This is a genomic window from Eremococcus coleocola DSM 15696 (genome assembly GCF_000428865.1).
Taxonomy (GTDB): domain Bacteria; phylum Bacillota; class Bacilli; order Lactobacillales; family Aerococcaceae; genus Eremococcus; species Eremococcus coleocola.
Genome location: NZ_AUAT01000006.1, coordinates 84,735 through 99,583, shown reverse-complemented (window position 1 = coordinate 99,583; position 14,849 = coordinate 84,735). Strand labels below are relative to the sequence as shown.

Sequence of the window (14,849 nt, the reverse complement as noted above, 5' to 3'; positions counted from 1 at the left end):
GGGTTAACTTCAAACTTTATCCAGATAGGTGACGTGCTCATTATTCCAGATCCGGCAAAAGAATACCCAGATCCGGAACCAGAACCAGATCCCGATCCAAGTCCGGAAAAACAGTATACCGTTAAGTCCGGCGATAATCTTTATAATATAGCGCGTAAATTTGGGATTAGTCTCGATGCGCTGAAGCAAGCAAATAATTTAACATCAAATTTAATTTTCCCTGGTCAAATACTTATTATTCCTTAGGCTTATCATCATAAATTGTGAGTAAAGAATATGCATGAAGACTTTCCTTGGTTTTTACCTAGTTTTATTGAGATAAATTGCTCCAATTTATAAAAAATTTAATAGATATTGCGGTTTATTTTGGTAAAATATAAGGAAGGAGAAGCTGGGATTTAATAAGGAGATAGAGCCATGATGCAAGATTTAAACAGACAAGCAAGTTCAAACAAGCTAAAAAGGTTAATTAGACGTGAGCACTTCGTTTTAACCTTGCTTACCCTGGTCTGTTTAGTCTTGCTTTTTCATTTTGTGCCGTTTAATACCAGTTATCGACTCAACCATGCTGAAGCTTTAATTGCTCAGCTTTATCAGGATAAGGACTTTGTTTTTTTAAATGAAAAGCTAGATTCTGGTGATCTTAAACGGGCTCAAGGTGCGGTTAAGCGTTTGGTAGGTGAACCTAGATATCAATGGCAAAGAATCTTGGACCAAGGCAAAGCAAAGTTTAAGATTCAAGCGGACCTATTTTCACTTTACCAAAAACCCAACCTCACTCAATTGAGAGAAGGTCAGGCGAAATTTAAAGCAGATTTAAGTTCTGAGCAAGTGGCGCTTTTAGACCAAGATTTTGCTTGGTCAAACTCGGATGCTATGACTGAGCTATTAGATCAGGCAAAGAGACAAGCCCAGGCGGACTGGCAGACTATCATCGGACTGAATCAAGCCTTGGCTAAGTTAGAAAAGTATCGAGACTTTGACCGGTCGCAAGTAAAAGAAATTGTTCAGACGGCTGTGAACTTTAATCTGTCGTTAAAAAAGGTAGCCCACCATCCTCAAGTTGACCAAGACCAGACTGAATTTTATCAATTCTTGGATCAATTCATTGATAAGCTAGCTAAAGAACATCAAAGAAAGGTTTTCACTAAAGATGAAATACTTGATATATTTGATATTGATTATGCAGCCCAGAAGATGAATGATACTGATCTAGATATTCGTCCGAAAATCGCTTTGACCTTCGATGATGGTCCTGCCCTAGATACCACCGATCAGGCTCTAGCAATTCTGGATAAATACCATGTTAAGGCAACCTTCTTTATGGTGGGACGGTCGGTTGAACTTTATCCAGACATTGCACAACGGGTAGCTAAGGCGGGTCATGAAATCGGCAACCATTCGTATGACCATCCAGACTTTGCTAAGATTTCTGACCAAGCTGTCTTAGACCAAATTAATAAGACTCAAGCGATTATCCAAAAAGTGACCGGGGTGACGCCGCGTTATTATCGGATGCCTTATGGATCTGGGGGCAAACGGGTTTACCAGTTAATCCCTGATTTGACCTCCATTACCTGGAATACAGACACCATGGATTGGAAGTTCGCTGAGGGCCAACCAATTTATGATCAGATTATGTCGCAACTTTCGGATGATATGTTGGTACTTTTCCATGATAGTCATCAAGCTTCAATTGATGCGCTAGGTATGTTTGTTCCCGCTTTGGTTGAACGCCATTATAAGTTTGTTGATCCAACTGAATTAGAATTTGATTTTTGTTATTAATTAAGGGCGGGTAAATGGTAAATCTAAGGTTTAGGTTATGAAGACTTTTATGAAAAGGACCAGAAAAGTTCCAGTTTTTGAAAAACTCGCATGAAATACCTCAGAAAAGTTCTACTTTCAAGATACTGGAAGCAGGTGTGCGCAGTGATTATTCCTTAGAAACGCGCGCACTTCAACACCAATTTTTGCAATTTGCTGTCGACCCGCCTATAATAGAGTCACATTAAAAAGGGGGATAAGCAAATGGCATGTACAACAATCTTAATCGGTAAAGGAGCTTCTTATGATGGGTCCACGATGGTGGCACGGAATGAGGACTCTGGCGCCGGTTCTTTTATTGAGAAAAAGAAAACGGTGGTCCTAGCACAAGACCAGCCACGACACTATCAATCCGTATTATCCCATGTGAAAATTGACCTACCAGATAACCCTATGACCTATACGGTGACACCGGATGCCTTGGGTAAAGATGGTATCTATGGTGCTTTTGGGGTCAACCAAGCCAATGTGGCCATGTCTGCTACCGAAACGATTACTTCAAATGCCCGCGTCTTAGGGGCTGACCCCTTGGTTGAATACCATGCGAGTCAAGGTCAGCCAGGACAAGCGGATTATGTCCCTGAACAAGTTGGTGGCATTGGCGAAGAAGACTTTGTCACCCTGGTTCTCCCTTATATTAAATCAGCCCGTCAAGGGGTGGTGCGCTTAGGTGGTCTCCTAGAGGAATTTGGAACTTATGAAATGAACGGGATTGCCTTCCAAGATAAACACGAAATTTGGTGGCTAGAAACTGTGGGGGGCACCATTGGATTGCTAAGCGGGTTCCCGACGATGCTTATGTCATGATGCCTAACCAGTTAGGTATTGACCAGTTTGACTTAGAAGATGCTTTCGGCGCTCAAAATAATCACTTATGTTCAGCAGATTTAAAGGATTTTATTCAGGATCATCATTTAGACTTAGGTCAAGAAGGCGACTTCAATCCCCGCTGGGCTTTTGGTAGTCAAAGTGATGCTGACCATGTTTATAATACGCCACGAGCTTGGGTCATGGGTCGATATTTTAATGGAAAATCTTATGCCTGGGATGGTCCTCAAGCTGATTTTGGCCCTGATTCAGATAATATTCCTTGGGCTTTGGTCCCTGACCGTAAGATTACGATTGAGGATGTAAAAACCATTCTGTCTAACCACTATCAAGGCACTCCTTATGATGTCTATGATAAAAAAAGTTCTAAGCCGTATCGGCCGATTGGGATTAATCGGAATAATGTGCTTGGTTTGATTCAAATTCGTCCTTATGTCGCTCCTGCCATTCAAGCCATCGAATGGTTAGCTTTTGGTTCTAATCCTTTTAATGCCTTAATTCCATTTTATGCCAATGTTAAGACCATGCCATCTTATCTTAGCCAGACTAACCAAATGATTCGTACGGATAACTTTTATTGGGCTAATCGCTTAATCGCGGCCCTAGCCGATCCCCACTATCAAAAGGCCCTACCTTTAATTGAGCGTTATCAATTGAATTTACAGGCTCAAGGCCACGCCCATCTACACAAATTTGATGGTCTTTATGTTGAGAATAAGGCGGTAGTAGACCTATGCAAAGAAGCCAACCAGGCCATGGCGGATCTAGCTAAGGCTGCAACGGACAAATTATTAGATCAAATCCTCTTCCTTGCTTCTAACCGCATGCAAAATTCTTTCCATCGTTCAGATGGTTAAAACGAATTATTCGATAAAAAATCAGTCACTTTCTTATGAAAGAAGGTGGCTGATTTTTTGTGAGCAAGTAAATTGACTTTGTGTCTATATAGAACTATAATCTATCTAAATAGAACTAATTTTATTTAGATTAAAAAGTTAGTGAAAGGGGAGGATTCTATGTCGCAACTACAAAATGGCGGTTATATCATTCATAACATCAAATTATTAAATGGCCGGCTTTATAACAAGCTACTGTCTCAAGAAAAAGATATCTTATTTACAGCGGAGCAAAATAAATTGTTAGCTGTCCTCTATGAAAAAGGGGACCAAACTGGCACAGACTTGGCTTTAGCTACTGGGTTAGCCACCAACACCGCATCCATTATGTTAAAAAAATTAGAATCCCTAGGCTTGGTTGATTGCCGGGCTCACGCCCAAGACCAACGTAAAAAAGTCTTTTTCCTAACAGACTTGGGTCGTCAGCAGGAAGAAATTGCCTTGCATATATCAGAAGAGTTGGATCAGGTTTTTTATCAAGGTTTTTTGCCGGCTGAAATTAAAGAATTTGAAGCTTATTTACAACGGATTCAACATAATTTGGCTCAGAAAGATTATTGATGGAAAAATTAAGGATAATTTTGATGCGAGTAGAAATAGAAAAAACAAATTTAGTCGAGGAGATCAGCCATGCTCAATGATATGATTACATATTTTCAAAGTAATAGTTCAATGTATTGGCTCTATGTGGGCCAACACATTGGATTAAGCCTGACAGCTTTAGGAGCAGCATTTATCCTAGCTTTTTCCTTGGCCTATTGGGCTAGTCGTCATCAATTAAGTCGGCAAATGATTTTCTTTCTGGCTCAAGGCCTAAGGGTCATTCCTTCCTTGGCGGTCCTCTTTATTATGATTCCTTTTTTGGGCGTTGGCCGGACGCCTGCCTTGCTGGCCTTAGTTTTTCTAGCCCTGCCACCCTTAATTATGAATATGACCCTAGGTTTTATGGAAGTGCCGGCGGTATTAAAAGAAACCGGTCTGGCTATGGGCATGTCGAGTGGTCAATTATTTAAACGGGTGACCTTGCCTTTGGCTTTACCTCATATTTTAACGGGGATTAAATTAGCCTTGGTCGAAATCATTGCTTCAGCCACCTTGGCTACCTATATTGGTGCCGGTGGTTTGGGTTCTTTGATTGTTACCGGTCTAGGCCTTTACCGGATGGACCTTTTAGTTATTGGTGGTGGTTCGGTGGCCATCCTATCCTTGTTTTCTTTGATACTGATGGATTATTTAGTGAAAGTGAGTGAAAAATCATGAAAAAAGTTCTTATGTCTATTTTAGTTTTAGTTAGTCTCTTAGCCTTATTGCCTGGTCGCGCTTTAGCGGCGGATAAAAGTATTCGCGTGGGATCTAAAGATTTTACCGAATCTTTAATTGTTGGGGAAATTTATGCCCTAGCCCTGGAAGATCAAGGCTATAAGGTTGACCGAGTTTCTTCGATTGCCTCTTCGGTCATCCATACTTCTATTGTTAACGATGAAATTGACTTGTACCCTGAATATACTGGGACTGCGCTTTTATCTATTTTGAAATTACATTTAGAAACTGATCCACAAAAGGTTTACGATATGGTTAAAGCCGAGTATGAAAAGCAATTTAAATTAACTTGGTTAGATTATTCACCTGCTTCTGACAGCCAGGGGTTAGTGATGCGTAAGGAAAGTGCCGATAAATTAGGTATTAAGACTATTTCTGACCTTCAAGCTAAGGCCAAAGACGTGCGTTTTGCCTCCCAAGGGGAATTTGACCAACGGGAAGATGGTTTACTTGGTTTAGCCCAAACTTACGGTGACTTCGCTTTTAAATCATCTACCATCTATGATAATAGTTTGAAATACCAAGTTTTGGCCTCAAATGAAGCTGATTTAGCACCGGCCTATACGACGGAAGGACAATTAGTGAACAGTGACCAATATGTGGTTTTAGAGGACGACAAAGCCTTCTGGCCACCTTATAATTTGGCCCCAGTGATTCGTCAAGATTTCTTAAAGGACCATCAAGATGTGGCAGATATTATTAATAAACTGTCAGCCAAGCTCGATACTAAGACCATGATTGAATTGAATGCCAAAGTGGATGTGGATGGTCAAGACTATGAAGATGTCGCTAAAGAATTCTATCAATCACTTAAGTAGATTGACTCGGCCTTAGGCTTTCTAGGCAAAAATCCGGACTGAGTCTTGCTGATTTTTGTCAGCTTCACCGCATCAATCAAGTCACCTTCAGCTTAAAGGAGTAAATACATGCAAGCACCAATGATTCAATTTGACCATGTTAATAAAAATTTCCCCCAAGGGAAGACTCAGGCCGTACGTGACCTGTCCTTTGATATCTTCTCGGGTGAATTTATCACGGTCTTGGGCACGTCAGGGTCGGGTAAAACCACTACCTTAAAAATGATTAACCGCCTCATTGAGGCAGATTCAGGAACCATTCGTTTCAACGGCCAAGATATTAAAAGTCAGGATGTCACGGACTTAAGACGGCAAATGGGCTATGTGGTCCAAGAAGTGGGGCTTTTCCCCCATCTTACTGTGGCTGGCAATATTGCAGTGGTGCCAGAACTGTTGGGTTGGACCAAAGGTCAAATTAAGGCCCGGGTGGACCAAGTCCTTGACTTAGTTCATTTGCCCGCAGCGGATTACCGCGACCGTTATCCCAAGGAATTGTCCGGCGGCCAACAGCAAAGAGTAGGTGTGGCCCGAGCCTTGGCAGCCAATCCCAAGGTGATGTTATTAGATGAGCCCTTTGGTGCCATTGATGCCATCACCCGGTCTTCCATGCAGACCGAATTAAAGGAAATTCAACAACAATTTGATGACAAGACCTTTGTTTTGGTGACTCATGATATTATGGAGGCCTTCACCTTAGGTGACCGGGTCATGATTATGGACCAAGGGCAATTATGTCAATTTGACCGGCCACAAGCCATTATCCAAGCACCGGCCACACCCTTTGTGGCGGCTTTGATGGATACAGTCAAGCAACAAAGTCGTTTATGGAGTGAATTATCATGATGGAATACTGGAAAAAATCTTCAGATAAATTAATCCAAGCTTTTGTTGAGCATGTGCAGTTGGTGAGCTTAGCTATGATGTTTGCTTTGTTGTTTTCCTTGGCCTTGGTTGCCTTGATTCGACGCTGGCCCAATTTGCGGAATGGTTCAATTTACCTATTATCCGTTATTTATGCCATTCCTTCTTTAGCAGTCTTTGCCTTATTGATACCGGTGACCGGTTTAGGGAAGACAACCGCTATAATTGTTTTAGTCGTCTATGTCCAATATATTTTAGTACGGAATATTTTATTGGGCTTAGATCAGGTAGATGACAGAGTCTTGGAAGTGGCTGATGCCATGGGGATGACCCAGCGCCAAGTCTTGCATCGGGTCCAAATTCCTTTAGCCATGCCTACGATTGTGACCGGTTTGAAAATTTCCACCACTTCTACAGTGGGAATCGCCACCATGGCTGCAGTGATTAATGGCGGTGGCTTAGGTAAGATTTTGTTTGAAGGCTTGCGGACCATGGATTTAATCAAGTTGGTCTGGGGTACGCTTTTAACGGTGATTTTGTGTTTGTTGGTTAATATATTTTGGAATCTCTTGTATGGTGTATTGAAGAAAGTTCATCCTTATTTTTAATGTAATAAACAGCCAAGTTGGCCATTGTTTATCCTTTAAGGAGGGCAATGACTTACTTGGCTGTTTTTGTGTACTTAGGGTTTTCGGAGTTAGTTTGTGGGAAATTCAAGAGTATGGCCGACATACTTATAAGTCCTGATATAAGGACTTTGCTTTTGGGTATGGAGGGTAAAGTGAAAATAATGGTCATGGTTATCTTGGGCATTTTGGGCATTGAGTTTGAAATAATTACGCTGGCCATTGGCCATGTTCAGCAAGAGGTCATCCCGCATAAAGGTGAGGGGTAGGGGGATGCGGGAATAGGTATAAAAGTCTTCTTGGAATTGACGGTAATTTTGGCTAAAGTAGTCAAATTGTAGGCTAGCTTGGTCAACTTTATTTTGGGTCATAATCCTCCTCCTCAATCATGTGTAAATCGATAATTTGTTCTAAGGGAATACTCTTAAAAGTATGGGGTCCTGTAAGGTCTACCCGGTCAGCACTTAAGCTAAGGACCTTGCCTTGGCTATGGGCGAGGACGGCTTCTTTTTGACCGTGGACAGAGCTTAAGTAGTCAATTTGGATAGGAAGCTGTTGGCTATAAGCTTGACCGAGGTAGAGTAAGATTTGATCCCAAGCTAGTTTATCGGGTAGGTTTTGAGGGTGGGCATGCTTAGCCAGGGCAGTTTGGTGTTCCGATAGGAAAAAGCCCATCCATTTGGCCATCTTGCGGTCCTGGTAGTGGCGGGCCGATGGGTAGGGTAAGTAAGACCGGTCAACCGTCATACCAAGCCATCCAATCCCCCAGCGGAATGGCCGCCGATTAATTTAGACCGGGCAATGCTGCGGGAATTTTCTTTGAGGGCTGAGGCTTTTTGGACCGCGATAAAGCCAAAGCGGGTGCGAATTTGATCAATGGTGTGGTCTAATTTTTGCTGGTGGTCTGCTTGGACCGGGTCATCAAAGAGGGAGTAATATACGATATCTTGGTCAATCAGCTTATCATAGCGGACGCCGATATTACGGACCGGCCCTCCTTGGTAGTGGCGGCGAAAGAGATAGAGGACGTGCTGGATTAAAGTTCCTGTGTGCTGGGTGGGATCAATGGTTATCTGGCAAGAAATGGGGCGGTGGTCACAGTCCCGGCTAAAGCCCACATAGATGGCCACACAGGCGGTTTGCTTTCGGCGTTTGCGCAGGCGGATTGCTACCTGTTCGGCCATTTCGGCCAAGACCAATTCAATATCTTCTTGGCGGTAGTAATCCTTAGGGAGAACTTGTGAATTGCCAAGTCCTTTACTTTTGGGTTGGTAGGGTTGGCGGACCTTGCTTTCATCGACCCCATTGGCGTGGAAAAATAATTGCAAACCGATGACGCCGAGTTCTTTCTTGAGTAAGTCAGGATTCGCATTGGCTAAGTCCTTAATGGAACGGATTCCGAGTTTATTAAGCTGGGTCTCCATCCGGTGACCAATGCCCCAAAAGTCAGTCATCTTGGGGATGGCCCAAACTTTGCTTTCTACATCTTCATAGGACCAGTTGGCCCGCATGGTGGGAGTTTTTTTAGCTTCGTTATCCAGGGCTAGCTTGGCCAAAAGTGGGTTAGCATTCGACAATCCGATGGTCGAATAAATCCCCGTTTCTTGCCAGATTTGGTGTTGGATTTGGTCGGCCAAATCGTCCAAGTCTTGGCGGCGGTCTTGGCTAGGACGGCCGGCAAAATAAGTGAGTGAATGGGTGAGGTCAATAAAGCCTTCATCAATAGAATAAGGTAGGATATCTTCTTTAGGCGCATAGTTTTGGAAGATTTTTTGGATGGCTATATTTTGTTCGATATAAAGTCCCATGCGGGGTGGAACAATCAGAGTCCGCCGAGCCCAACTTTCAATAAAATGAATATAGTCTGGATCAATCGCTAGGCCAGCTTGTTTAGCCCGGTAGAAATTAAAGCGCCGGGTGTGGATATTAAAGGGCAGGTCATAAGACCGGCTGACATTATCGCGGCCAAAGACTTTTTTAAAAGTAGGAGAGGCCGCCAGAATCAGGCCTTTAGAATTATCCGACCGGCTCATAACACAGAGGCTGGTCGTAAGAGGGTTTAAGCCTCGTTGGACACATTCTACACTGGCATAGAAAGACTTCATGTCCACAAAGGCGATGTCTGACCGGGGTTCGCGACTATAGTCAATAAGACCCATTAGTTAACGACGGGCATGAAGTTGCCCACTAGTTTGCCAATGATGCGGGGTTCTTCACTATAAGGGGCGAATTTATCTTGGTATTTTTGGTTGAGGGAGACTAGGCGGAGGCCTTCGGCTTCGCGGTAGACCCGTTTAAGGTAGGTCTGACCGTCCCAGTCGACGGCGTAAATCCCACCATCATAATCAAAACCGGTATCCTTGATCAAGGCCACCGATCCATTGAGGTAGAGGGGCTCCATGGAATCACCATATACCCAGGAAGCTAGGTCGTGGTCGATTTTCTCAGTATGGAAGACGGTATCGTAAGACCGGTCTTCAAAGTAACCATAACCAGTCCCGGCTGATAGTTTTTCGTAGACTTTGTAGGCAAAAAGGGCGGCAATTTTGGGAGCTTGGGCCCGTTTTTGCTCTTCTAATAGTTGGTCAGTAAAGTCGACGACCTGGTCTTGACGAGCGGATTGGAGTTGGTGGTAGGGGTGGAGAAGACGATAGTCTTGGTCAAAGTAGTCAGGGGTGACGAGTAATAGTTTGGCTAGGTGTTCTAGGTTAGCTTGGTTGGGCTGGGTTTTGCCGGTTTCCCAGTTATAGTAGGATGACCGAGCAATGTTCAGTTGCCGGGCTAGGTCAGCTTGACTCAGTTGGCGTTCTTGGCGGCGGCGCTTTAATTGGTCTCCGGAAAACATAAAATCACTCCTTTTGTTAGTTTATAAACTAACAAAAGTGTAGCACGATTTTGGGTGGGATTCAAGCAGGAGGAGTGAGTTGCTAAGAAATTTTTCTTCGCAAGTCTTGGTTGGGAAAAGTTGTCAAAAATTCATTCTTCGCAATTCTTGGCTAGGAAAAGTTACCAAGATTAGAATCTTGGTAACCCTACCCCAAAATCAGTCTCAAATCCCTTGATCAAATAAAGGAAAAAGCCTGACCTGGCGCCATAGCCAGTCAGGCTTAACATCATAATATAGTAAGAAAAGCTCCCCGCAATCCGGGGAGCCACATGATTAATTAAAGCAATTGGTTGAAGTCCCAGATGTCATCAACCCAGCCTTCATAAAAGTCGGGTTCGTGGCAGACCATCAAGATAGAGCCCTTATAATCTTGGAGGGCAGTCTTGAGCGAGTCTTTGGCGTCGGGGTCTAAGTGGTTGGTCGGTTCGTCCAGTACCAAAACATTGTGTTCTTGGTTCATCAAGAGGCAGAAGCGGACCTTGGCTTGTTCACCCCCGGAAAGGACTTGGATTTGGCTGTCGATGTGCTTGGCAGTCAGGCCAACTTGGGCTAAGGCCGCCCGGACTTCGGCTTGGTTAAGGCCTGGGAAGGTATCCCAAACGGCTTCTAAGGGTGTCTGCCGGTTACCAGAAGCGGTTTCTTGTTCAAAGTAACCAATTTCTAAGTAGTCACCTTGTTCAACTTGACCACCTAAGGCAGGAATCAAGCCCATTAAGGATTTCAAGAGGGTAGTTTTACCAATCCCGTTGGCCCCAATAATAGCAATTTTTTGGTTACGTTCAAAAACCAGGTTCAAGGGTTTAGTTAAAGGAAAATCATACCCAATTTCTAAGCCTTCTGCTTGAAAGATAAAGCGGCCTGGGGTCCGAGCTGATTTGAAATTGAATTTAGGCTTCGGTTTCTCCCCCTTGAGTTCAATGATATCCATCTTATCTAATTTTTTCTGGCGGGACATGGCCATATTCCGGGTGGCTACCCGGGCCTTGTTACGGTTCACAAAGTCTTTAAGGTCGGCGATTTCCTTTTGTTGGCGGTTATAGGCGGCTTCCAATTGGGCTTGCTTCATGGCATAGACTTCTTGGAATTGGTCGTAGTCACCGGCATAGCGATCAATGTGGAGGTTGTCTACATGATAAATCAGGTTGACTACTTGGTTAAGGAATGGAATATCATGGGAAATAAGGATAAAGGCATTATCGTAATTTTGTAGGTAACGTTTCAGCCATTCGATATGTTCGGCATCCAAATAGTTAGTCGGTTCGTCTAATAAGAGGATGTCGGGTTTTTCTAAGAGGAGTTTGGCTAATAAGATTTTAGTTCGTTGTCCCCCAGATAGGGCGGTGACATCGGAATCCATGCCGAAATCGGTCACACCTAAGGCTTGAGCGACTTCGTCGATTTTAGCATCCAAACTATAGAAATCATGGACTTCTAGGCCTTCTTGCAGGTCGCCGACTTCTTCCATCAGGTCGGCCATAGTTTGATCGTCGGCGTCCCCCATTTGCATGTAGATTTCATTGATGCGGGCTTCGTCTTTAAAAAGGTCGTCAAAAGCCATGCGGAGCACGTCTCGGACGGTCATACCTGGCTTAAGTACCGTATGTTGGTCTAGATAGCCGACCTTGACCCGTTTGGCCCATTCAATTTTTCCTTCGTCGGGTTGGAGTTTGCCGGTGACAATGTTCATAAAGGTGGATTTTCCTTCGCCATTGGCCCCAACCAGACCGATATGTTCGCCCTTAAGCAGGCGGAAGGATACATCTTCAAAAATAGCACGGTCACCAAAACCGTGGGTTAAATTGGATACGTCTAATAAACTCATGGTGTGCTCCTTTTGATTGAATTTGTTTTATTATAACAAATTATTTTGCTGAATGAAGGTTAAAAAAGTTTTAGACCAAAAATACAATTTCAGTCTATCATCTATCCAGGAGGATAGTTTTTATCTTTGAAACCAAATTATTTTTAATAAATTATGATAATTATTGTAAAGTTGAAAAAATAAATAGAAAATTGAGTGGAAGGTATTGCTTGTGACCTAAGGTCATATTGTAAAATATGGGTAATTAAAGGAGGAAACCAGGAAATGGCAACTTATACCAGTGGAGAAATTGCAAAAATTTGTCAGGTAACGGTGCGGACGGTGCAATACTATGACAAGCGGGGAATTTTAAGCCCCACTACCCTAAGTGAGGGCGGCAGACGTTTATATTCCGAAGCGGATGTGAAGCAATTAAAACTTATCTGTTTCCTCCGTGAGCTAGGTCTGTCACTCAAAGCGATTGAGTCATTACTTAAAGAAGAAGATGCAGGGCATGTGATTGATTTAGTGCTTGAAGAGCAAAGTAAAGATTTACACGCTCAGCTGCTAGATATCCATGAAAAATTAAACAAAATCAAGCAATTAAAGAGTCAGCTTGATAAAGGGAGTGAAGCTTCGCTAGAAAAAATTGGAGATATCTCAAGGATTATGGCATCAAAAAAAGAATTAAGTCAAATGCGGTGGGTTATTCTCATGACAGGTATTCCGGTCACTCTCTTGCAGTGGTTTGCTTTATATGAAGGACTCGCTCATGGAAACTGGGGCTATGTGCTGATATGGTTAGCCGTAGCAGTCCCTTATGGTATTATCATTTCCCGTTATTATTTTAAATCGACTGCCTATATTTGTCCTAATTGTCATGAAGTCTTCAAACCAAGTTTTAAACAAGTGTTTTGGGCTTCACATACTCCAACTATGCGCCAGCTAACCTGTCCTCATTGTCATCACCAAGGTTTTTGTGTCGAAATTTACCGAAAGGAAGAGCAAGATGAAAGACATCCATGAATACCTACCCTTATTGATTCCTTTGATCATTGTCCAATTTAGTTTGTTATTCTATGTCATCCATCATATTATGACCCATTCGCACTATAAACAAGGCAGTCGTACGCTTTGGTTAATGGTTAGTATCATCTTAATGAATTTTGTCGGTCCGATTTTATATTTAGTCTTTGGTAAGGAAGATGCCTAATGGATATTTTAGAATTAAGTAATATTCATAAGGCTTTTGGTGAAAAAATCATTCTCGATGATATTTCTTTGTCCGTGCCAGAACATAGTGTTTTTGGCTTTATTGGTAAGAACGGAGCAGGTAAAACGACCACCATGAAACTGATTCTAGGTCTTCTTAAAGCAGACCGCGGTCAAATAAAAGTGGCGGGGGAGCCAGTGATTTATGGTCAAACGGCTAGTAATCGTTTTATCGGATATTTACCGGATGTTCCTAAATTTTATAGCTTTATGACAGCAAGTGAATATTTGAATTTTTGCGGTGAAATTACAGGTTTATCCAAGTATGATATTAAACAACGGAGTAAATACTTATTAGATTTGGTTGGTTTAGGCCAGGAAAGTCACCGGATTAAAGGGTATTCGCGGGGGATGAAGCAACGGCTGGGGATTGCTCAGGCCTTATTAAATCAGCCTAAATTATTGATTTGTGATGAGCCGAGTTCTGCCCTCGATCCTTTGGGTCGTAAAGAAATCTTGGATATTTTGAGAGGAATCAAGGGTGAAACAACTGTTTTATTTTCTACCCATATTCTTTCGGATATTGAACGCATTTGTACCGACCTTGCGGTCTTAGATGAGGGCAAAATTGTTCTTAAGGGGTCTTTAGCAGATCTTAAAATAGCCTATCAACATCATAGCTTCCAAGTGGAATTAATAGCGTCAGCAGATAAAGCTCATTTGATGGCTACCTTCCCCGGACTTAAGGATTTGGGTGGCAACTTTCTAGAATTTAACCAACAGGATTTATCCGAATTTCGCCTGTTAACCTATTTGGCTGAAAAGCAAATCCCCTTCGTAAAAATTGAAAAGCAGGCCATGAATCTAGAAGATCTTTTCATGCAGGTGGTGTCATTATGAGTGCTTTTTTGAAAAAAGAGATTTTATCCCACATCCGCAATGGTCAATTTGTTATCCTAGTCATTGTATTTATGCTGTTTGGTATTTTAAATCCCGCGACGGCCAAATTAACTCCCAAACTCTTGGAATTAGCTAAGGATTCGCTGGCCAGCTCTGGTTTAGAAATTCATGCCATGAAGATTACGGCGCTGGATGCTTGGCTCCAATTCTTCAAAAATTGGTTCCTGGTTTTGATTATTTTCTTGTTGGTAGAAGGGGATATTTTCAGTAAGGAATATGCCGTGGGTACTTTGATTATTAGTGTGACTAAAGGCTTGTCCCGTTATAAGATTGTGCTGGCTAAATTAGTGGTTTTAGTCACCGCTTGGACCTTGGGCTTGCTCTTAAGTTTCGGATTAACCTATATTTATAGTGATTATTATTGGGATAATGCAACCGTACTCCATATCTTTTCAGCTGCCTTGGGGGTCTGGCTCTTAGGGCTTTTAGTCATTACTTTCTTTGTTTTCTTTTCAGTTGTCGTCAAGACCAGTACCAGTGCTTTGTTAGGGACGGGGCTTTCTTTTGGCTTGATTTATCTTTTATCTTTGTGGCCTAAGTTTAAAAAATTCTCACCTCTACTGCTGAGTCAAGGGTCACAGCTGATTACAAAGCAATTAGCTACCGACGATTTAATTACTCCGGTAATTGTTACTTTGATTATGGGCCTTGTTCTGCTTGTGCTTGCGATTCCGGTTTTCAATCGGCGGCGTTTGTAGTGTGTATTTAAAGCGGGAGTAATCAATTAGGGTGACCCCAGCTAAGTCAGGTAAATTTTTCTTTTAGGATGAGTTG

Annotated in this window: 16 protein-coding genes and 1 pseudogene; 12 read left to right on the top strand and 5 right to left on the bottom strand. The window is 42.6% G+C overall.

Features of this window, described 5'->3' with window-relative positions; all coding sequences use genetic code 11:
* The 8 genes and pseudogenes from G396_RS09945 to G396_RS0102410 all read left to right on the top strand — a co-directional run.
* Nucleotides 1–246, top strand: a 246-nt coding sequence (locus tag G396_RS09945) for a LysM peptidoglycan-binding domain-containing protein (protein WP_155857391.1), incomplete at its 5' end; no start/stop codon positions are given.
* A gap of 171 nt (nt 247–417) precedes the next feature.
* A complete protein-coding gene (locus G396_RS10865; RefSeq protein ID WP_051221069.1) occupies nt 418–1,788 on the top strand; it encodes a polysaccharide deacetylase family protein in 1,371 nt (456 codons plus the stop codon).
* 243 nt (nt 1,789–2,031) lie between these two features.
* Nucleotides 2,032–3,512, top strand: a pseudogene (locus G396_RS09935) (C69 family dipeptidase).
* A gap of 159 nt (nt 3,513–3,671) precedes the next feature.
* Nucleotides 3,672–4,112 (top strand): MarR family winged helix-turn-helix transcriptional regulator, encoded by a 441-nt coding sequence (locus G396_RS0102435; protein WP_028124939.1) that lies wholly within the window; start codon nt 3,672–3,674, stop codon nt 4,110–4,112.
* A 69-nt stretch (nt 4,113–4,181) separates the two neighbouring features.
* Entirely contained in the window at nt 4,182–4,811 is a 630-nt protein-coding gene (locus G396_RS11580) for an ABC transporter permease (protein WP_006418142.1), read from the top strand.
* A complete protein-coding gene (locus G396_RS11575) occupies nt 4,808–5,689 on the top strand; it encodes a glycine betaine ABC transporter substrate-binding protein (protein ID WP_006418408.1) in 882 nt (293 codons plus the stop codon). The genes G396_RS11580 and G396_RS11575 overlap by 4 nt, the downstream gene beginning before the upstream one ends.
* Before the next feature lie 108 nt (nt 5,690–5,797).
* Nucleotides 5,798–6,571 carry an ABC transporter ATP-binding protein gene (locus G396_RS0102415; RefSeq protein WP_028124938.1) on the top strand — a complete coding sequence of 258 codons (774 nt, stop codon included), beginning with the start codon at nt 5,798–5,800 and terminating at the stop codon, nt 6,569–6,571.
* Nucleotides 6,568–7,197 carry an ABC transporter permease gene (locus tag G396_RS0102410; protein ID WP_006418559.1) on the top strand — a complete coding sequence of 210 codons (630 nt, stop codon included), beginning with the start codon at nt 6,568–6,570 and terminating at the stop codon, nt 7,195–7,197. The genes G396_RS0102415 and G396_RS0102410 overlap by 4 nt, the downstream gene beginning before the upstream one ends.
* Before the next feature lie 89 nt (nt 7,198–7,286).
* Here G396_RS0102410 and G396_RS0102405 read toward each other — a convergent pair whose 3' ends face one another.
* From G396_RS0102405 to G396_RS0102380, 5 genes are all read right to left on the bottom strand, one after another.
* A complete protein-coding gene (locus tag G396_RS0102405) occupies nt 7,287–7,586 on the bottom strand; it encodes a DUF5960 family protein (RefSeq protein WP_006418527.1) in 300 nt (99 codons plus the stop codon).
* Nucleotides 7,573–7,962 carry a hypothetical protein gene (locus G396_RS0102400; RefSeq protein ID WP_006418335.1) on the bottom strand — a complete coding sequence of 130 codons (390 nt, stop codon included), beginning with the start codon at nt 7,960–7,962 and terminating at the stop codon, nt 7,573–7,575. Before G396_RS0102400 ends, G396_RS0102405 begins: the two co-directional genes overlap by 14 nt.
* A complete protein-coding gene (locus G396_RS0102395; protein ID WP_028124937.1) occupies nt 7,959–9,374 on the bottom strand; it encodes a Y-family DNA polymerase in 1,416 nt (471 codons plus the stop codon). The genes G396_RS0102400 and G396_RS0102395 overlap by 4 nt, the downstream gene beginning before the upstream one ends.
* Entirely contained in the window at nt 9,374–10,060 is a 687-nt protein-coding gene (locus G396_RS0102390) for a LexA family transcriptional regulator (protein ID WP_006418566.1), read from the bottom strand. Before G396_RS0102390 ends, G396_RS0102395 begins: the two co-directional genes overlap by 1 nt.
* Before the next feature lie 319 nt (nt 10,061–10,379).
* Nucleotides 10,380–11,924 carry an ABC-F family ATP-binding cassette domain-containing protein gene (locus tag G396_RS0102380; protein ID WP_028124936.1) on the bottom strand — a complete coding sequence of 515 codons (1,545 nt, stop codon included), beginning with the start codon at nt 11,922–11,924 and terminating at the stop codon, nt 10,380–10,382.
* Nucleotides 11,925–12,188: 264 nt separating this feature from the next.
* Here G396_RS0102380 and G396_RS0102375 point away from each other — a divergent pair, with 264 nt between their 5' ends.
* The 4 genes from G396_RS0102375 to G396_RS0102360 are packed head-to-tail and all read left to right on the top strand — an operon-like array spanning nt 12,189 to nt 14,773.
* On the top strand, nt 12,189–12,929 hold the full coding sequence (locus G396_RS0102375) for a MerR family transcriptional regulator (protein ID WP_028124935.1): 741 nt from the start codon (nt 12,189–12,191) through the stop codon (nt 12,927–12,929).
* Nucleotides 12,913–13,116 (top strand): PLDc N-terminal domain-containing protein, encoded by a 204-nt coding sequence (locus tag G396_RS0102370; RefSeq protein WP_006418379.1) that lies wholly within the window; start codon nt 12,913–12,915, stop codon nt 13,114–13,116. Before G396_RS0102375 ends, G396_RS0102370 begins: the two co-directional genes overlap by 17 nt.
* On the top strand, nt 13,116–14,015 hold the full coding sequence (locus tag G396_RS0102365) for an ABC transporter ATP-binding protein (RefSeq protein ID WP_028124934.1): 900 nt from the start codon (nt 13,116–13,118) through the stop codon (nt 14,013–14,015). Before G396_RS0102370 ends, G396_RS0102365 begins: the two co-directional genes overlap by 1 nt.
* Entirely contained in the window at nt 14,012–14,773 is a 762-nt protein-coding gene (locus G396_RS0102360; RefSeq protein ID WP_028124933.1) for an ABC transporter permease subunit, read from the top strand. The genes G396_RS0102365 and G396_RS0102360 overlap by 4 nt, the downstream gene beginning before the upstream one ends.
* Nucleotides 14,774–14,849: the final 76 nt, after the last annotated feature.